This is a genomic window from Weissella confusa (genome assembly GCF_004766315.1).
Classification (GTDB): Bacteria; Bacillota; Bacilli; order Lactobacillales; family Lactobacillaceae; genus Weissella; species Weissella confusa_A.
Genome location: NZ_PVSN01000008.1, coordinates 14,568 through 32,551, shown reverse-complemented (window position 1 = coordinate 32,551; position 17,984 = coordinate 14,568). Strand labels below are relative to the sequence as shown.

18 protein-coding genes and 4 tRNA genes are annotated in these 17,984 nt (G+C 46.8%); all 22 read right to left on the bottom strand.

The genetic code is table 11. From position 1 onward, the window contains the following. Positions 1-39: 39 nt before the first annotated feature. Positions 40-112, bottom strand: a tRNA-Arg gene (locus tag C6P11_RS01380). A 34-nt stretch (positions 113-146) separates the two neighbouring features. Further along, positions 147-219 (bottom strand) — tRNA-Gly (locus C6P11_RS01375). A 6-nt stretch (positions 220-225) separates the two neighbouring features. Then, positions 226-298 (bottom strand) — tRNA-Thr (locus tag C6P11_RS01370). A 22-nt stretch (positions 299-320) separates the two neighbouring features. Further along, positions 321-402, bottom strand: a tRNA-Leu gene (locus C6P11_RS01365). Positions 403-649: 247 nt separating this feature from the next. Beyond that, entirely contained in the window at positions 650-1,933 is a 1,284-nt protein-coding gene (locus C6P11_RS01360) for a serine hydrolase (RefSeq protein ID WP_135518077.1), read from the bottom strand. Between the two features lie 265 nt (positions 1,934-2,198). Further along, positions 2,199-3,482: a serine--tRNA ligase gene (gene serS / locus C6P11_RS01355; protein ID WP_135518076.1), complete on the bottom strand. Its 1,284-nt coding sequence runs from the start codon at positions 3,480-3,482 to the stop codon at positions 2,199-2,201. Positions 3,483-3,498: 16 nt separating this feature from the next. Next, entirely contained in the window at positions 3,499-4,149 is a 651-nt protein-coding gene (locus tag C6P11_RS01350) for a deoxynucleoside kinase (protein ID WP_135518075.1), read from the bottom strand. 70 nt (positions 4,150-4,219) lie between these two features. Beyond that, positions 4,220-5,008, bottom strand: a complete 789-nt coding sequence (locus C6P11_RS01345) for a M15 family metallopeptidase (RefSeq protein ID WP_135518074.1) — start codon at positions 5,006-5,008, stop codon at positions 4,220-4,222. A gap of 99 nt (positions 5,009-5,107) precedes the next feature. After that, positions 5,108-5,527, bottom strand: coding sequence for a F0F1 ATP synthase subunit epsilon (locus C6P11_RS01340; protein ID WP_004560322.1), 420 nt, complete (start codon positions 5,525-5,527; stop codon positions 5,108-5,110). A gap of 12 nt (positions 5,528-5,539) precedes the next feature. Continuing rightward, positions 5,540-6,940: a F0F1 ATP synthase subunit beta gene (gene atpD / locus C6P11_RS01335; RefSeq protein WP_135518073.1), complete on the bottom strand. Its 1,401-nt coding sequence runs from the start codon at positions 6,938-6,940 to the stop codon at positions 5,540-5,542. Positions 6,941-6,985: 45 nt separating this feature from the next. Beyond that, positions 6,986-7,864 (bottom strand): F0F1 ATP synthase subunit gamma, encoded by an 879-nt coding sequence (locus C6P11_RS01330; protein WP_004560325.1) that lies wholly within the window; start codon positions 7,862-7,864, stop codon positions 6,986-6,988. Between the two features lie 17 nt (positions 7,865-7,881). Then, positions 7,882-9,393 (bottom strand): F0F1 ATP synthase subunit alpha, encoded by a 1,512-nt coding sequence (gene atpA / locus C6P11_RS01325; RefSeq protein ID WP_135518072.1) that lies wholly within the window; start codon positions 9,391-9,393, stop codon positions 7,882-7,884. A gap of 75 nt (positions 9,394-9,468) precedes the next feature. Continuing rightward, positions 9,469-10,011: an ATP synthase F1 subunit delta gene (gene atpH / locus C6P11_RS01320; RefSeq protein WP_004560330.1), complete on the bottom strand. Its 543-nt coding sequence runs from the start codon at positions 10,009-10,011 to the stop codon at positions 9,469-9,471. After that, positions 10,011-10,526, bottom strand: a complete 516-nt coding sequence (gene atpF, locus C6P11_RS01315) for a F0F1 ATP synthase subunit B (protein WP_135518071.1) — start codon at positions 10,524-10,526, stop codon at positions 10,011-10,013. The genes atpH and atpF overlap by 1 nt, the downstream gene beginning before the upstream one ends. A gap of 24 nt (positions 10,527-10,550) precedes the next feature. Beyond that, positions 10,551-10,769, bottom strand: a complete 219-nt coding sequence (gene atpE / locus C6P11_RS01310) for a F0F1 ATP synthase subunit C (protein WP_004560332.1) — start codon at positions 10,767-10,769, stop codon at positions 10,551-10,553. Positions 10,770-10,800: 31 nt separating this feature from the next. Next, positions 10,801-11,523 (bottom strand): F0F1 ATP synthase subunit A, encoded by a 723-nt coding sequence (gene atpB / locus C6P11_RS01305; RefSeq protein WP_004560333.1) that lies wholly within the window; start codon positions 11,521-11,523, stop codon positions 10,801-10,803. A 343-nt stretch (positions 11,524-11,866) separates the two neighbouring features. Continuing rightward, positions 11,867-13,144 carry a solute carrier family 23 protein gene (locus tag C6P11_RS01300; protein WP_135518070.1) on the bottom strand — a complete coding sequence of 426 codons (1,278 nt, stop codon included), beginning with the start codon at positions 13,142-13,144 and terminating at the stop codon, positions 11,867-11,869. Positions 13,145-13,367: 223 nt separating this feature from the next. Further along, positions 13,368-14,012 carry an NAD(P)H-binding protein gene (locus C6P11_RS01295; protein ID WP_135518069.1) on the bottom strand — a complete coding sequence of 215 codons (645 nt, stop codon included), beginning with the start codon at positions 14,010-14,012 and terminating at the stop codon, positions 13,368-13,370. A gap of 105 nt (positions 14,013-14,117) precedes the next feature. Beyond that, entirely contained in the window at positions 14,118-14,747 is a 630-nt protein-coding gene (upp, locus tag C6P11_RS01290; protein WP_135518068.1) for a uracil phosphoribosyltransferase, read from the bottom strand. Between the two features lie 43 nt (positions 14,748-14,790). Further along, positions 14,791-16,041 (bottom strand): serine hydroxymethyltransferase, encoded by a 1,251-nt coding sequence (glyA, locus tag C6P11_RS01285; protein WP_135518067.1) that lies wholly within the window; start codon positions 16,039-16,041, stop codon positions 14,791-14,793. Positions 16,042-16,089: 48 nt separating this feature from the next. Beyond that, complete coding sequence (locus C6P11_RS01280; protein ID WP_135518066.1) at positions 16,090-17,118, bottom strand: L-threonylcarbamoyladenylate synthase; 1,029 nt, start codon at positions 17,116-17,118, stop codon at positions 16,090-16,092. 1 nt (position 17,119) lies between these two features. Beyond that, entirely contained in the window at positions 17,120-17,983 is an 864-nt protein-coding gene (prmC, locus tag C6P11_RS01275) for a peptide chain release factor N(5)-glutamine methyltransferase (RefSeq protein WP_135518065.1), read from the bottom strand. Position 17,984: the final 1 nt, after the last annotated feature.

Sequence of the window (17,984 nt, the reverse complement as noted above, 5' to 3'; positions counted from 1 at the left end):
AAAACCACCAAGTTATTACTTGATGGTTTTTCCAATCGATGGGCCTAGCAGGACTCGAACCTGCAATACCCGGTTCGTAGCCGGGGTGTTTATCCAATTAGCATATAAGCCCATTATTTAATTATTTGATCCTATAAAGAATCAGAAGCGAACAACGGGATTCGAACCCGCGACCTCTACCATGGCAAGGTAGCGTTCTACCAACTGAACTATATTCGCATCAAATGCCGACTACTGGATTCGAACCAGCGACCCCTTCATTACTAGTGAAGTGCTCTGCCAGCTGAGCTAAGTCGGCATGTCTATCGGATAACCGATAATACGGATGACAGGAATCGAACCTGCACGCCCGAAGGCACTGGAACCTAAATCCAGCGCGTCTGCCAGTTCCGCCACATCCGCAACAGACGTCTTTTCAAGTTATTCGCTTGAAACAACTTTTATATAATAACAAGTACAGAAGCAAGTGTCAACACTTTTTTCAAACTTTGTTATTTTGGAACGCTCGGCAGCGGCCCCGGTAGGCATGTCGCCTAACCACTTGATATATAATACTCGCCTCAATGCCATTTGGCAATACTTTTTTCATAGAAAAAACGCATTTCATACAAAAAAGGTGACCACCTGTTGTGATCACCCTTCTATCTAATTATTTAGTTGCCGTAATGTCGTAGTTGCTCTTACCGAACATACCACGCCAAGTCGTTGCGAACCAGTTTGCACGTGGCTCTTCTGAAACTGAAACCAACTCAACTTCAGGAGCACCCGTCAACCAGTCGTTGGCTGCTGCAAATGATGATTCCAATTGCGCCGTTCCCAACTTCTCGTTTTGCTTCAATGGTGCTGTGATCTTCTTGCTCAACTTTGCGTTCACAGCCTTCGTCGTTGCTGACTCACCAGCTGGCACGAAGAAAGTAGCCGTTCCCTTAGTCTTGTATGAGATCTTACCATCCTTGGCCGTCAAAACTGAGACCGTATTCTTGGCTGGCTTCAAACCTGAGGCAACCTTTTGCACCTTAACTGCATCGTCAGCCTTCTTAACCATCGTCAACGTTGCGTTAAACTTAGCAGCGGCATCAGCATTGTCGCCTGAGTTCAAAACAACTGAGACAACTGGACGGCCTTGAATCTTCGTTACACCAACAAAGTTTCCACCGGCGTTAGGCGTCGTTCCCGTCTTCAAACCAAGCCAGTTCAAATCAAACGTTTCGTTACCCAACAATTCGTTCGTGTTGTTCATCGTTTCAGTACCACCTGAAACAGCAGGGAACTCAACCGTCTTTTGTTGTGCTGTCTTCAACACGTCAGGGAAGTCCAATACCAAGCGACGGGCCACCACAGCCAATTCGCGGGCTGACATTTCGTTTTCAACATCTTCGTCAGCTGATGAATCCTTGAACTTCTTCATGTCACCGTTCGTCAAACCTGAGGGTGAGTAAATCTTCACGCCAGCAATTCCCCAGCTCTCCAACTTAGCTTCCATCATCTTTTTGAACTTAGCTTGGCTACCACCCAACAAGTTCGCCAACAACAAAGCAGCACCGTTTGAAGATGGCACCATCATCGCGTCGATCAATTGTTGCACCGTGTACGTCTTCTCAGCCGTCATTGGCGTGTTTGCCACTGACAAGTCTTGACTGAAGGCCGCAATGTCCTCAGGCACCTTCACCTTTTGTGACAATGAAATCTTGCCTGACTTGATAGCTTCCTTAACCATGTACATCGTAATCAACTTAGTCGTTGAAGCGATTGGCAAACGCTCCGTTCCGTTTTGATCAGCGATAACTTGACCAGTTTGGGCGTCAACCACAACACCCGCCTTTGTTGATTGTAGGCCTGGGTCAACCAAAGCGGCACTCGCGCTCGTCCCAACTGATGCCAACACACCTGCTGCCATCAAACCTGCCATCATTTGCTTCGTAACCTTACGCATATCTTTTCCTCACTCTTATCGCGCCACAGTCATCATTCCGTAACGCATTACTTAATATACTTATTATTTACAAATAACTTATGCATTATTTGCCTCGCTGAATGGCGTCCGCGCCATTCGGTTGCCCCAATTTGAACTTTGCCGGAGATAGTCCCGCGCACCCATGCCTCGACGCAACGCGTCGACACACACCACTACATAAAAACCAACAACAAAAAAGCCCAACAACCGAAATCCGATTGTTGAGCTAAATTAATGTTTAATTTTACAACGTGTCTTCTGGCACGATCTTGTCGGCACCGAAGTATGGACGCAAAACTTCAGGAATCGTAACCGTTCCGTCTTCGTTTTGGTAGTTCTCCAAGATAGCAGCAACCGTACGTCCAACAGCCAAACCTGAACCGTTCAACGTGTGTACAAATTGCAACTTACCCTCTTCGTCACGGTATTGGATACGTGCGCGACGTGCTTGGAAGGCTTCCGTGTTTGAAACTGATGAAATCTCACGGTAGATGTCTTGCTCAGGCATCCAAACTTCCAAGTCATAAGTCTTGGCAGCTGAGAATCCCATGTCTCCCGTTGACAACGTGATGACGTGGTATGGTAAATTCAACTTTTGCAAGATGTTTTCAGCGTTAGCCGTCATGTCTTCCAAAGCTTGGTATGATTGCTCAGGCTTCGTAAACTTAACCATTTCAACCTTGTTGAATTGGTGCATACGGATCAATCCACGCGTGTCGCGTCCAGCTGAACCAGCTTCTTGACGGAATGATGGTGAAACAGCCGTAACTGAGTATGGCAACTTGTCAGCATCAATCACTTCTTCGCGGAAGTAGTTCGTCAAAGGCACTTCGGCCGTTGGAATCAACGTCATATCTTCGTTAGTTCCAACACGGTAAGCGTCTTCCATGAACTTAGGGTATTGTCCCGTACCAAACATGGCAGCATCCTTAACCATGTATGGCGTGATCATTTCCTTGTAGCCTTCCTTTTGGTGCTCGTCCAACATGAAGTTGTAAACGGCACGTTCTAGGCGGGCACCTTGACCAACGTAGTAGACAAAGCGAGCACCGGCAACCTTAGCACCGCGCTCCCAGTCCAAGATACCAAGGTCTTCACCAATTTTGTAGTGAGCCTTTGGCTTGAAGTCGAATGAAGGAATTTCTCCCCAAGTACGCTCTTCGCGGTTAGCTTCTTCGTCAGCACCAACTGGAATCGTTGGGTTTGGCAAGTTAGGGAAGTGCAACATGCGGTCTTGGATAGCCTCGTCAACCTTAGCAACTTCTTCGTCCAATTCCTTGATCTTAGCAGATACTGCTTGCATCTCGGCGATAGTCTCTGAAGCATCTTCCTTGTTGCGCTTCTTCAAACCAATTTCGTCTGAAACCGTGTTACGACGAGCCTTCAACTCTTCAGTTTGTACCAACAACTCGCGACGCTTAGCATCGTCAGCAATCAACGCATCAATTTCTGATGGGTCAACACCACGCGTTGCCAAACGTTCCTTGACACTTTCCGTTTCGTTACGGATCAACTTCATATCTAACATATTCTTATTCTCCTAATTAATCACGCAAACCCAATTCATCAATCTTTTCGTCGATCAATGCCAATACTGCCTTAGCAGCTTCTGGGTCATTCACAAAGTCGTGCTTGTCACCATCGATACTTAGCTTTGGTGAACGATCATAACTTTCGAACCAAGCAATGTAGCGTTCGTTCAACTTCTTGTAGTAATCGTACAATGATGGATCGTGGTCGATTTGCTCGAAGTCACGACCACGCTTTTGAATGCGAGCCAACATCGTGTCGAAGCTAACGTGGATGTAAATCAACAAATCTGGCGTCTTCACGATAGCATCGTCAGAAAAATCAACTTGTTCCATCATGTTGTTCAACAAGTCACCGTAAATGGCAACTTCAGTTTGCGTTGCACGCTCCAAGTCAGCGTTCAATTGGAACAACAACAAGTCCTCAAAGATTGAACGGTCAATAACGTTCAACTTGCTTCCTTGTGCGTCCTTGATGTTATCCATACGCTTGTTCAAGAAATAATTTTGTAGCAAGAACGCGTACTTCTTTGGATTCTCGTAGAACAAAGGCAAAATTGGGTTATCATCTACGGACTCATAAAATGCTTCACTTCCCAAGTGCTCAGCGAGCACCGTCGTCAAACTGGTCTTCCCAGCTCCAATAGTTCCCGATAATACAATCATCGTGTCGTCCTGCTTTCTCAAATCATAATTAATTCTATTTTAGCAAATTTTCCGCGTGCTTAAAACTCCCTTATTTGGTTAAGCGGTCGCTGTATTTTGCCGTATATTCTTCGAGCGCTGGAATATCATCGCTCTTTGTCTTGTTGTAATCGCCACCGGCATTACCAGTGTATTGCTCAAGGGAGATATTTTGTTCCTTAATCACCTTGGCAGCGGTCATGCCAACATAGCGCATGTGCCATTCCTCGTGGGAATATCCGGTTGAACTCGTTAGGTCAGCTGGGTAACGGACAATCAAGCCATACTTGTAGGCATTGTCGCGCAACCACTTTGCGGCAGCTGGATCAGAACCACCTTCCGCAAACAAGCCACCGCTACCGTTACGCAAATCGAACGCCAAACCAGATTGGTGCTCTGAGTAACCTGGACGGGCTGATACCGCATCAGCTTCAGCTTGCCCTTCAGAAGCGACATAACCATCGTACAACGTCTTTTGATAATCATAGCCACGGTAACCTGAAACTGTGTCACCAACGTCAAAGCCAGCTTGCTTCATCGCCGCAATCAGTTCATCCTTAGCCGTTTCCGTACGTGGACTCAAACCACCGTTATAAGGGTTGTAGTCAGCTGGTAATGGGTGCTTTTTATTCACAACCATCAATAGCGTCGCTTCTTCGCTACCTGGCTTAATCGTCACCGGATACGCCTTCTTCTCACTGCTGGATTGTTGTTGCTTAGCTGGTTGCTTCGTCGTTGTTTGTGTCTTCTCGGCTGGTTGCTGTTGATGCATTAGCCAATAACCACCACCGGCCAACGCTACGACAACCAAACCGCCACCAACAAGTTTTCCAAATTTCATTCTCGCATTCCCCTCACAATATCATTGCTTCTAGTGTACCATTTTGTATACAAAAAGGGCCTTGAACAAAATGTTCAAGACCCTTAAATTCGCAATCTATTACTTCTTTCCAGAAGCAACGTGGATACGGTTTACGGCACGCAACAAAGCGACCTGTGCACGTTCCACATCACGAGTTGAGTTATCATCAGCCAAACGGCGCTCAGCGCGTTCCTTGGCTGACTCCGCACGAGTAATGTCGATGTCAGCAGCACGCTCTGCAGCGTCAGCGACAACCGTCAACTCGTTTGAAGAAAACTCGGCAAAACCGCCACTAACGGCAAGGCGTTCTTCAACACCGTTGACGTCATCGACAATCTTAACTTCGCTAACCTTCAAAGCAGCGATAATTGGTGCGTGGTTCGCCATGACACCTACTTCACCGCCAGTCGTGCTAAGCACAACCAACGTAGCAGTCTCATAATCGAACACGACACCGTTCGGCGTTACCACCTTAACATGTAGGCTGTGTTCATTCATGGCGCGCCCTCACTATTGAGCCATCGTAGCAGCCTTTTCAGCTACTTGTTCGATGACACCAACGTTACGGAAGGCATCTTCAGGGTATTGGTCGTACTTACCTTCCAAGATCTCCTTGAAGCTACGTACAGTTTCAGCAACTGGTACGTACTCACCCTTCAAACCAGTAAACGTCTCAGCGACTGAGAATGGTTGTGACAGGAAGAATTGAATACGACGAGCGCGGTTAACGATCGTCTTCTCTTCATCTGACAACTCATCCATACCCAAGATTGAGATGATGTCTTGCAACTCACGGTAGCGTTGCAAAGTACGTTGTACTTCCGTAGCTACTTCGTAGTGTTCTTGACCAACAATCTCAGGCGTCAAAGCAGTTGACGTTGATGCCAATGGATCCACGGCTGGGTAGATACCTTGTTGCGTCAAAGCACGCTCCAAGTTAGTCGTGGCATCCAAGTGGGCAAATGTCGTCGCAGGAGCAGGGTCAGTATAGTCATCGGCAGGCACGTAAACGGCTTGGATTGACGTAACTGAACCCTTTTGCGTTGACGTAATACGCTCTTGCAATTGACCCATTTCAGTTGCCAACGTAGGTTGGTAACCAACGGCTGATGGGATACGTCCCAACAAGGCTGAAACCTCTGAACCAGCTTGCGTGAAACGGAAGATGTTGTCGATAAACAACAACACGTCTTGTCCGTTAACATCACGGAAGTGCTCAGCGATTGTCAAACCAGTCAACGCAACACGCATACGTGCTCCAGGAGGCTCGTTCATTTGACCATAAACCATGGCCGTTTGCTTCAAAACGCCTGAATCTTGCATTTCGTGGTACATGTCGTTACCTTCACGGGTACGCTCACCAACACCAGTAAATACAGAGATTCCGTTGTGACCTTGAGCGATATTGTGAATCAACTCTTGAATCAAAACTGTCTTACCAACTCCGGCACCACCAAACAATCCGATCTTTCCACCACGGATGTAAGGTGCCAACAAATCGATAACCTTGATACCAGTTTCAAGGATTTCAGTAGATGTGGCCAATTGGTCGTAAGCTGGGGCCTCACGGTGGATAGGGTCACGAGGAACATCCTCACCCAACTCTTCACCACCATCAACGGGGTTACCCAAAACGTTGAACACACGTCCCAACGTAGCTTCACCGACAGGCACACTAATTGGTGCATTAGTGTCTTCTACGGCCATTCCACGTTGCAAACCATCAGTTGAGTCCATGGCGATCGTACGTACGACACCATCACCCAAAGCCAAAGATACTTCGACCGTCAACGCACCTTGCTCACCCTTATCGATGATCAAAGCGTTGTTGATGTCAGGTACTTGAGTTCCTGATGGAAAGGCAACGTCGACGACTGGACCAATGACTTGAACAACACGTCCGGTACTCATTGTCGTTTCCTTCCTTCATTTCAAAAGGTTGCTATGACGCTTGGATTAATCCAAAGCAGCCATACCACCTGTAATTTCTGTAATTTCCGTCGTAATCGCACTTTGACGCGCACGGTTAAATTGCAATTCCAACGTACGGATGATTTCCTTAGCGTTATCAGTTGCAGATGACATTGCGTTGGCAGAAGCCGCGTGCTCAGCCGTCTTGGCATCCAAGATAGCACCGTAGACCAAACTCTCAGCATATTGTGGCAAAACCACACCAAGAATTTGTTCTGGAGAAGGATCCATTTCGTAATCCGCCTTCACTGAATCTTCAGACGTTGGTTCCATGTCGTCAGTAGAAACTGGCAACATCTTCTCCAAACGCAATTCATTTTGAATACGTGATACGAAGTGTTGGTATGCAACAGTCAACTCATCAAAGACTTCGTTATCGTACATCGTCGTAACGGTCTTAACGATTTCGCGAACCTCGTTAAAGGTAGGCACGTCAGACACACCACGGTACTCGTACGCAACGTTGTAGCCACGCTTCTTGAAGAAGTCTGAGGCATTACCACCAACGGCCAAAATAACCACTTGGTCAGGCGTCAATTGACGCTCTTCGATAATCGCCATCATACCCTTCAATAGCGTTGAGTTATAACCACCAACCAAACCACGATCAGAAGAGATGACCAAGAAGCCAACCTTCTTCACATCACGTTGTTCTAGCAAAGTACCAGAAACATTGTTGATGTGCGCATTAGATAAGTGAGCCACAACGTCGTGCAAGGCGTTAGCATACGTTGTGTATGATCCACCGTGACGTTGAATTTGGCTCAACTTAGCCGTTGAGACCATTTGCATGGCACTCGTGATTTGTCGCGTCTTTTTTGTTGAGGCAATTCGGCGTTGAATATCTTGCAAAGAAGCTGCCATTTATCGCCCCTCCCTAATTATTGGGCACTTGGCGCAAAGGTTGCCTTGAACTCCGTAATGGCGGCGTTCATAGCATCTGCATCAGGCAAGTCCTTTGTGTCAACAATCGTTTGCAACAAGTCGTTGTGTGAAGCACGAACAGCTGCGATCATTTCTGATTCGAAGCGTTGGATATCTTCAACAGCAACATCGTCCATAAAGCCACGAGTCAAGGCGTACAATGACAAAACTTGCTCTTCAACTGGCAATGGTTGGTGCAAAGGTTGCTTCAACAACTCAACCGTACGACGACCACGGGCCAACTTAGCTTGCGTTGCCGCATCCAAGTCAGAACCGAATTGTGCGAATGACTCCAACTCCTTAAATGAAGCCAAGTCCAAACGCAACGTTCCGGCAACCTTCTTCATCGCCTTGATTTGGGCGTCACCACCAACACGTGAAACAGAAGTTCCGGCATCGATGGCAGGACGAACACCGGCGTAGAATTGGTCGGCATCCAAGAAGATTTGTCCGTCAGTGATTGAGATAACGTTAGTTGGGATGTACGCAGAAACGTCACCCGCTTGCGTTTCGATAACTGGCAAAGCAGTCATTGAACCGCCACCCAATTCGTCTGACAACTTAGCAGCACGTTCTAGCAAACGTGAGTGCAAGTAGAAGACGTCACCAGGGTAGGCTTCACGTCCAGGAGGACGACGAAGAATCAATGACAGCTCACGGTAAGCCGTAGCTTGCTTTGACAAATCATCGTACACAATCAAGACGTGCTTGCCGTTGTACATGAACTCTTCACCCATAGCTGCACCGGCATAAGGAGCCAAGTACAACATAGGAGCTGGTTCTGAAGGACCGGCTGACACAACAATCGTGTAATCCAAAGCGCCCATTTGACGCAAAGTTTCAACTTGCGTACGCACAGTTGAATCCTTTTGACCAATAGCCACGTAGATAACGATCATGTCTTGATCCTTTTGGTTCAAGATTGTATCGATGGCTACAGACGTCTTACCAGTCTTACGGTCACCGATGATCAATTCACGTTGTCCACGTCCAATTGGAACCAAAGCGTCGACGGCCTTCAAACCAGTTTGTAGTGGCTCGAAAACAGACTTACGCTCCATAACACCTGGGGCCTTTACTTCAACAGGACGAGTGCTCGTCGTGTTAATTGGTCCCATTCCGTCGATTGGTTGACCCAATGCGTTAACAACACGTCCGATCAATCCCTCACCAACAGGCACTTCCATGATACGACCAGTGCGCTTAACAGTATCGCCTTCGCGAATCTCGTCGTACTTACCCAAGATAATGATACCAACATCATTAGACTCAAGGTTTTGTGCCATACCAAATACGCCGTTCTCAAACTCGACCAATTCACCGGCAAGAGCGTTCTCCAAACCGGTTACACGGGCAATACCGTCACCAACGTAGGTAACAGTTCCCGTTTCTTGAACAGTCAATTCGTCTTGATAGTTGGCCAATTGGCTCTTGATGAGTGAACTGATTTCTTCAGCTTTGATGCTCATTTCAGCAGTTCCTCTTTCTTTAAAGTGTGTCTATTCATCACACACAACATCAATTTCTACTAGATTTTCAGATTACTAGCGGATGATACTCTGACGAATAGCAGCTAACTTAGTTGCTAATGACCCATCCAAAATCTGGTTGTTCGCTTGTACAACAACACCACCAAGCAAGGCTTCGTCGACAACTTGTGTCAACTTAATCTCCTTAGCTTCAAAGCGCTTTGCAAGTTGTTCCGTCATACGGGCAGCTTGTTCGTCGCTCAAAGCAACAGCAGTCTTAACCTCGGCATATACCACACCTTCAGACTTGTTAACCAAGTCTTCATAAGCTGTGATAATTGCAGGTAGGTCGCTGAAACGGCGATAATCATACGCCATTTGCAACAAGTTCTTAACCACTTGGCTAGCTCCATCAGATAGCGTTGCTACCATTTGTTGCTTAGCTGACTCAGGCACACGCATTGATTCGATAGCCTTCGTCAATTCTGGGTTTTCCACCAATACTGTACGTACTTCAACCAATTCGGCCAAAGTAGCAGCATCCGTGTTTTGGTCATGGGTTAATTCGAACAAAGCAACGGCATATCGCTTAGCAATCGTTGCTTGATCCAATGCCATTACTTGTTACCTAACCCTTCGATGTAGGCGTCAATCAACGCCTTTTGATCATCTAACTTTAGTTCCTTTTGGATAATCTTTTGTGCGATCGTCACTGACAATTCAGCAACATCGTTCTTAACGCCAGCCATTGCTTCGGCACACTCTTGCTCGATTTGAGCTGAAGCTTGATCCTTAGTAGCTTGGGCAGCTGCGTGCGCGTCCGCAACGATTTGATCACGTTGGTTTCCTGCAGCAGTCTTAGCGTCAGCGATGATGCCGTTTGCTTCAGTGCGAGCTGATTGCAATTGAGCTGAACGCTCAGCTGCATCAGCTTCGGCTTGCTTACGGGCCTCTTCAGCAAAGTCCAAATCGTTAGAAACCTTTTCCGCACGCTTTTCCATCATCTTTACTACTGGACCCCAAGCGAAGTGCTTCAAAAGAAGCATCAACACAAGGAATGCCACTAGTACAAACAACATGTTACCCAAAGCCAACCCTTCGCTAGCACCTGCTAGAACAATTTGATTAATCATAATTAGTTGGCCTCCGCGTTACTATTACTTGCTCAACAACATGAAGGCAATGGCGATGGCAATGATAGGCACGGCCTCGACCAATCCAACACCGATGAACATGTTAGAACGCAACTTACCTTCCAATTCAGGTTGGCGGGCCATACCTGAGATCATGCTTGAAATAACAATACCGTTACCAATTCCGGCACCAATTGCGGCACCCGCTGCGGCAACACCAACACCAATGGTTGCAACGTCCATTTTTTTAATCCTCCGATTAATTAAGAAAAAATTACTCTTCAATCTCAGTCTTTTCTGAAACGTAAACTGTCGTCAACGTCACAAAGACATAAGCTTGAATACTTCCGACAAACAAAGAGAATGCTTGCCAAATCATCGTTAGCAAGAATGCTGGAACGAATGATACGACACCGGCTGATTTTGCCAATTCCCAAAGAAGAGACAAGACCATTTCACCGGCAAAAATATTACCGAACAAACGAAGTCCCAATGTCAAGAAACTCGTGAATTGTTCAATAATGTTAATTGGCAGCAATGCGCTGAATGGACTCAAGTAAACTGACTTGAAGTAGTTTTTGAATCCGAGCTTTTGAACACCCAAGTAGTGGGACATTCCGATTGCAATCAATGCCAAGGTCATCGTGACCAACGGATTAGCCGTTGGAGAACGCAAGAACGTTACGTCATTGAAGTCAACCACGAAGGCAACACCTAGTTGGTTGGCAACAAAGATGAACATGAACATTGAGAATGCGAAGAACTTCAAATTAGTTCCAGTTCGATTTGGAAGCGATCCATCAACGATACCGTTGGTAAAATCGATAATCCACTCAAGGAAGTTTTGCTTTGACGCACCAGCTGGCTTCATAACCAGCTTGCGAGACATCCAAAACGCCAAGAAGAAAACAATAGCGAATGTAACAGTCGTTGAAATAATGATGCTCCAGTCGAACGTTAGCCCCGCAATGCTAAAGGTTGCGGTCTTCTCACCCACAGAAATCCACCTCTTTCCTTTCTAAATAATCGCGGTGATGCGCAGAACACAGACCGTTTAAAACTTTTACCCCCTAATATTACGCCTTTTATATGTGAATTCAACGTTTTAAGCTTCAACACTTTTGTCCCAAATGTGCAATCAGATTTAGAAACGCCGTAAAACCGCGGTTTTAAACATTCCACTTCGGAATAGTTTCATATTTATATCCATAATTTGATATTTTAGATATTCTAAAAAATAGCATAATCCTAGTCATGCCAACGCCTATTCCCACTTTTTACAAGAAAAAACCGCGGTATTCCATATCGGAAACCGCGGTTTGAGTTTGTATAATTATTAACTATTTCTCTGAAGCAGCCTTTTCTGGCAAGACCAAATTCAAGAAAATCCCCAAGACAGTGGCGATGGCAACACCAGAGAATTGGATGATGTCGTTACCCTCACCCACTTGTAGGTAAGCGTTACCGATACCGATAACCAAAACTGATGAGGCAATCATCAAGTTACGCTTCAAGTTGAAGTCGATCTTGTTTTCAACGATGATACGCAAACCTGACGCTGCGATAACACCGAATAGCAAGAATGACACACCACCCGTAACGGCGCCAGGAATTGATTGGATCAACGCTGACAACTTACCAACGAATGAGAACAAGATGGCGAATACGGCGGCACCAATCAAAACGTAAACTGAGTGCACCTTCGTAATGGCCATAACACCGATGTTTTCACCATATGATGTCGTTGAAGGTCCACCGACCAATCCGGCAAAGATTGAGGCAGTACCGTCACCAGCCAACGTACGGTGCAAACCTGGGTTACGCATGAAGTCCCGTCCCGTCAAGTCATCCAAGACCATCAAGTGACCCAAGTGCTCCGTGATCGTTACCAAAGCCAATGGCGCCATAACGATGATTGCGCCCCAGTGCATGACTGGCTTGTAATCAACGAATGGAATGTCGAAGTCTGGCAAAGCGAACCAAGCAGCGTGTGCAACTGGTGCCAAATCAACCAACCCGAACAAGATAGCGAAGATGTATCCACCAACAATTCCCAACAAGATTGGAATCAAACCAAGGAAGCCCTTCAAGAACATGTTGAAGACAATCGTCAATCCCAACGTGATCATCGCAACCGCGAAGACGCGGATGTCGTACTTGCCGTTCAACAACGTTGCTGATTGTGCAGCTGATGATGACAATGACAAACCGATAACCATGATGATTGGGCCGACCACGATTGGTGGCAACAACTTTTCAATCCAGTTCGTACCGATTACGGCAACGATTGCCGCCACAATCAAGTAGACAATACCAACTGAGATAACACCAGTGGCAACACCAGGGTATCCTGTGGTCTTCATCAAGGCCACCATCGGAATGATGAAGGCAAAACTAGAACCCATGTACGCTGGAATTTGCTTCTTCGTAATCAAGATGTGGAGCAAAGTTCCCACACCAGAACTGAACAAGGCAATTCCAGGATTCAAACCAACCAACAACGGTACCAAGACCGTTGACCCAAACATTGAGAACATGTGTTGCAATGACAACCCAATCCATTGCAAGAACCCAGGTTTCTCATTAACGTCAAGTACGACGTCACGCTTCATATCCATGAGCAAACTCCTCTATAATTCCCGTCTTTATACAAAAAACAGCCAGGACGACCATGTCATCCCAGCAGTAAAAAATCTTCTAACGTACGGTTGCACGTTGACCCGAACTTGTCAGTCTCGCTGGGCTGACTTAAAGACGTCTTTTCTTAACTTCACTCAGTATAAACTAGTTAACAAAGTTAGTAAACAAGTCAGCGCCACGTTAAACGTTTAACCTTCTAAATTAAATTGACTTAAGTGTATCTAGTGCCAATTTGATGTCAGTTTCACCTTGGCGCATTGAAATAACGCGGTGGAATGTGTTCTCACACTTCAACATTTCTGACAACACCTTAGCCACATCGACAATCGTGTTCTTGCCCGTACCGGCGTTCTTTGGATTCAAGTCAACCTTGCCCGTGGCAGGTTCTTCCGTCAATCCAACCGGTTGCAAAATCGTGTAGTTCAATTCCGTGTGGTGCATCAACCAGTGATCACCAAAGAACTTCGCGATGTTGTAATTCATCATGCTCTCGTCTTGCCACTCAGCAGGTGATAGTGAGTGCCATGATGACAACATGATAAAGCGCTTGATGCCCAACTTGTCCGCAGCATTTTCAAGCTTCACAGCACCAAAAGCATCGATTTGCAACAAGTTCTTACCACGTGATCCGGCCACGAAGTAAATGGAATCCAATTCCAATGGACGCAATTCGCCAACCAACGTCGCTTCATCTGCCAGCAAATCAATGTTCTTTACTTCAACACCTTCACCAAAGTCTTGGTCCGTGTGACGCGTTCCCGCAATCACTTGACGGCCATCCGCCACAAGATTCTTAACCAACTCTTCGCCGACGCGCCCACTAGCGCCTACTACTAATACCTTCATCGCGTATCTCCTCAATTTCTATTTTCATCTTTACTACTATTATCAAAGACAAAAATGGAGACCGCATGAATTAATTCTTGCAGTCTCCAAATTTTCTTTAACTAATTAGTGAGTACCGAACAAACGGTCACCCGCGTCACCCAAACCTGGGATGATGTATCCGTGCTCGTTCAAACCTTCGTCCAAACCAGCCGTGTAGATATCAACATCAGGGTGGGCCTTTTGTACAGTCTCAACACCGATTGGTGCAGAAACCAACGTGATCAACTTAATCTTAGTTGCACCGCGCTTCTTCAAAGCGTCAATGGCCATAACAGCTGAACCACCAGTAGCCAACATTGGATCAACAACCAAAACTTCACGTTGGTCGATGTCTTCTGGCAACTTAACGAAGTATTCAACTGGCTCCAATGACTCTTCATCACGGTACATACCAATGTGACCGATACGTGCAGCTGGGATCAACTTCATGATTCCGTCGACCATCCCCAAACCAGCACGCAAGATTGGCACGATGGCCAACTTCTTACCAGCCAATTGCTTTTGTGTCGTCTTGGCAACTGGTGTCTCGATTTCAACATCTTCAACTGGCAAATCACGTGTGACTTCATAGGCCATCAATGAAGCAATTTCATCAACGATCTCACGGAATTCCTTCGTTCCAACATTCTTATCACGGATAATCGTCAACTTGTGTTGGATTAGTGGGTGATCAAAAACAGTTAGCTTGCTCATGTCATGTACTCCAATTCATTTTCTACTATTATACAGGTAAATGTTATTCAGCGTGCTCAATTCCACTCAATGGGAACTTATCCGTCAACGCAATAACTTCCTTGGCAATCATATCAAGAACTTCTTGGTTATCGTGGTTCTCAAAGGCACGCAAAATCATGTGTGCGACTTCGCGTGCTTCATGCTCCTTGAATCCACGCGTCGTAATTGCTGGCGTTCCAATACGGATACCTGATGTGATGAATGGGCTACGAGGCTCATTTGGAATGGCTTCCTTGTTGGTCGTAATGTGAATGCTGTCCAACAAGTTTTGGGCTTCCTTACCCGTCAAACCAGTGGCCGTCAAATCAAGGTTGAACAAGTGGTTGTCCGTACCGCCAGAAATGACGCGAACCAAATCTGATTGGCTAAACACTTCAGCCATAGCCTTAGCATTCGCAACGATTTGCTTACCGTATTCCTTGAAGCTTGGTTGCATCGCTTCGTAGAACGCAACGGCCTTACCAGCAATCACGTGTTCCAAAGGTCCACCTTGCGTACCAGGGAAGATGGCTGAGTTCAACTTCTTGCCCAACTCTTCCTTGGCCAAAATCATACCACCACGAGGTCCGCGCAATGTCTTGTGCGTCGTCGTCGTGACCACATCAGCGATACCAACTGGTGATGGGTGAACCCCAGCAGCAATCAAGCCGGCGATGTGTGCCATATCAACCATCAAGTATGCGCCAACAGAATCAGCGATTTGACGGAAACGGTCAAAGTCAATGAAACGTGAGTAGGCTGATGCACCCGTCACAATCAACTTAGGCTTAAATTCTTCAGCCAAAGCTTGGACTTGGTCGTAATCAATCAACTCGTTCTCATCCAAACCATAGGCGTGGAATTGGTACGTCTTACCTGAGAAATTAACAGGAGAACCGTGCGTCAAGTGACCACCAGCGTCGAGGTCCATCCCCAACACGTGGTCACCATGCTCAAGCAAAGCTGCATAAACAGCTGCGTTGGCTTGTGAACCTGAGTGTGGTTGCACGTTGGCGTAGTCCGCACCAAACAATTCCTTGGTACGATCGATCGCCAATTGCTCGATTTGGTCGATAAACTCAGTTCCACCGTAGTAACGCTTGCCAGGATAACCTTCAGCGTACTTGTTCGTCAAAATGCTACCTTGCGCAGCACGCACCCCTGCTGATGCAATGTTTTCAGATGCAATCAACTCGATGTTGTGCTCTTGACGGTCAGCCTCGCGGTCAACGGCAGCCCACAACTCTGGATCAAACTCACGATAATTTGTCATTCACATGACCTCCTATTAAATCCCCAAATATAAACGATATCCCCAAAATTAATCAGCTAACAGTTCCGTTACCCAATGTCCGCCGGAAGACTTTCCAAGACGGTTATTGTAGGCACTGTTTTCTGGTGTCGATGGCATGGCAGCAACCAAAACCGTCCGCACATCCTTGCGATCATCAAAGTAACGCAAACCGGCAAACAATTTAGCTGCTGCGGTATCTCCATTATCCCCGAGAGACCACACAAAGTCCATGCCAGCCAACTGGTGTTGAATAATTAAATCATTCGTCAACATCAAGCCAACCGGTTCCAATTGTCCTTGGGCCCAAATGATGGCTTGCGTCCAGTCTTCTGGTGCCACCATGTACACATCCTTGTCAGGTGCGTAGTGGCGGTACTTCATACCTGGTGCCTTGGGTGCTTCATCAGCATCCACGTGACGAATCTCAGAATCAACCGCCACACCCAACACGGCTTCAATTTGACCAGGCGTAATCTTACCTGGACGCAAAACGGCTGGTTGATCAGTTGATAGGTCAATGACCGTTGATTCAACCCCAATCTTTGTTGCCCCATCATCCAAGATGCCGGCAATCTTACCATGCAAATCATGGTAAACGTGTTGTGCCGTGGTTGGTGATGGCTTACCTGATGTGTTAGCAGATGGCCCAACCAATGGCGCATCAGCCTCACGAATCAACGCACGCGTTAAATCGTTATCTGGCATGCGCGCTGCCACTGTGTCCAAACCACCCGTCACCGTCGTTGACACCGTGCCTGGCTTAACTGGCAAAATCATCGTCAATGGACCAGGCCAAAAGGCGTCCATCAACTTCTTCGCCCAGTCGTTCACCTCAGCAAAGCGGTCAACTTGTTCTGGGTCAGAAACGTGCACAATCAACGGGTTGTCAGATGGACGACCCTTTGCAGCGTACACCTTACCAACAGCCGTATCGTTAAACGCATCCGCGCCCAAGCCATACACTGTTTCAGTTGGGAATGCAACGAGTGACCCACGCTTAATCGCGCGGACCGCTGCGGGCAATTCATCAGCTGACCAAATTTTTGTCTCTGCCATGTTATGCCTCCCGTGACACTTTAATCATGCGATCATGTCCACTCATGTCTTGGCGCAATGATACTGAGACACCTGGCAACTCACCAAAGACCGCCAGCAAAGCTGGTCCTTGTTGATAGCCGATTTCAAAGTACGCTGCTCCTTGTGGACTTAGATAATCTAGTAGTTCAGCAGCCATCTTCTTGTACAACGCCAATCCTTCGTCGTCCGCAAACAACGCCAAATCTGGTTCGTACATAATGACTGATTCATCCATCACGTCGCGCTCTTGCTCACTAATGTAAGGCGGGTTTGAAATGATGATGTCGTATTGGCCTGAAGCCGCACTAAACAAGTCACTCTCAATCAATTGCACTTGCTTGGCAAATTGCTCAGCATTTGACTTGGCAACTTCAAGGGCGTCAACTGAAATATCAGCGCCCGTCACATCCCAAGTTGGGCGTTCAGCCCCGATGGTTACCGCAATGGTACCTGAACCCGTCCCAATATCAAGGACGCGCTTAGGCTCACCACTGGCTTTGTAATCATTGAGGACCCATTCCACCAACTCTTCAGTTTCTTGACGGGGAATCAATACACGTCGATCAACGTTGAACTCGCGCCCATAGAAAGCAGCGTGGCCCAATGCGTATTGCACCGGTTGACCACCCTTGATGGCACGCACGGCCACCATGAAACGCAAGCGCTTCTCATCTTCCAAGACGGTATTCAAGTTATTCGCCAATTGCGCATAATTCCAATCCATCATCCCAGTTAGTAGATAATCGATTTGTGCTAGTCGCTCTTCTTCATCGTGAATGTATGGCTCAAGTTGCCAATCACCCCAATCGCGAACTGCTTGAATTGTCCATTGTTCATCAAACATT

Excerpts from the sequence above, each read along its gene's own strand:
- C6P11_RS01360 (WP_135518077.1), bottom strand. The coding sequence starts at position 1,933 with ATGCGTAAGGTTACGAAGCAAATGATGGCAGGTTTGATGGCAGCAGGT.
- serS (WP_135518076.1), bottom strand. The coding sequence starts at position 3,482 with ATGTTAGATATGAAGTTGATCCGTAACGAAACGGAAAGTGTCAAGGAA.
- C6P11_RS01350 (WP_135518075.1), bottom strand. The coding sequence starts at position 4,149 with ATGATTGTATTATCGGGAACTATTGGAGCTGGGAAGACCAGTTTGACG.
- C6P11_RS01345 (WP_135518074.1), bottom strand. The coding sequence starts at position 5,008 with ATGAAATTTGGAAAACTTGTTGGTGGCGGTTTGGTTGTCGTAGCGTTG.
- C6P11_RS01340 (WP_004560322.1), bottom strand. The coding sequence starts at position 5,527 with ATGAATGAACACAGCCTACATGTTAAGGTGGTAACGCCGAACGGTGTC.
- atpD (WP_135518073.1), bottom strand. The coding sequence starts at position 6,940 with ATGAGTACCGGACGTGTTGTTCAAGTCATTGGTCCAGTCGTCGACGTT.
- C6P11_RS01330 (WP_004560325.1), bottom strand. The coding sequence starts at position 7,864 with ATGGCAGCTTCTTTGCAAGATATTCAACGCCGAATTGCCTCAACAAAA.
- atpA (WP_135518072.1), bottom strand. The coding sequence starts at position 9,393 with ATGAGCATCAAAGCTGAAGAAATCAGTTCACTCATCAAGAGCCAATTG.
- atpH (WP_004560330.1), bottom strand. The coding sequence starts at position 10,011 with ATGGCATTGGATCAAGCAACGATTGCTAAGCGATATGCCGTTGCTTTG.
- atpF (WP_135518071.1), bottom strand. The coding sequence starts at position 10,526 with ATGATTAATCAAATTGTTCTAGCAGGTGCTAGCGAAGGGTTGGCTTTG.
- atpE (WP_004560332.1), bottom strand. The coding sequence starts at position 10,769 with ATGGACGTTGCAACCATTGGTGTTGGTGTTGCCGCAGCGGGTGCCGCA.
- C6P11_RS01300 (WP_135518070.1), bottom strand. The coding sequence starts at position 13,144 with ATGGATATGAAGCGTGACGTCGTACTTGACGTTAATGAGAAACCTGGG.
- C6P11_RS01295 (WP_135518069.1), bottom strand. The coding sequence starts at position 14,012 with ATGAAGGTATTAGTAGTAGGCGCTAGTGGGCGCGTCGGCGAAGAGTTG.
- upp (WP_135518068.1), bottom strand. The coding sequence starts at position 14,747 with ATGAGCAAGCTAACTGTTTTTGATCACCCACTAATCCAACACAAGTTG.
- glyA (WP_135518067.1), bottom strand. The coding sequence starts at position 16,041 with ATGACAAATTATCGTGAGTTTGATCCAGAGTTGTGGGCTGCCGTTGAC.
- C6P11_RS01280 (WP_135518066.1), bottom strand. The coding sequence starts at position 17,118 with ATGGCAGAGACAAAAATTTGGTCAGCTGATGAATTGCCCGCAGCGGTC.
- prmC (WP_135518065.1), bottom strand. The coding sequence starts at position 17,983 with ATGTTTGATGAACAATGGACAATTCAAGCAGTTCGCGATTGGGGTGAT.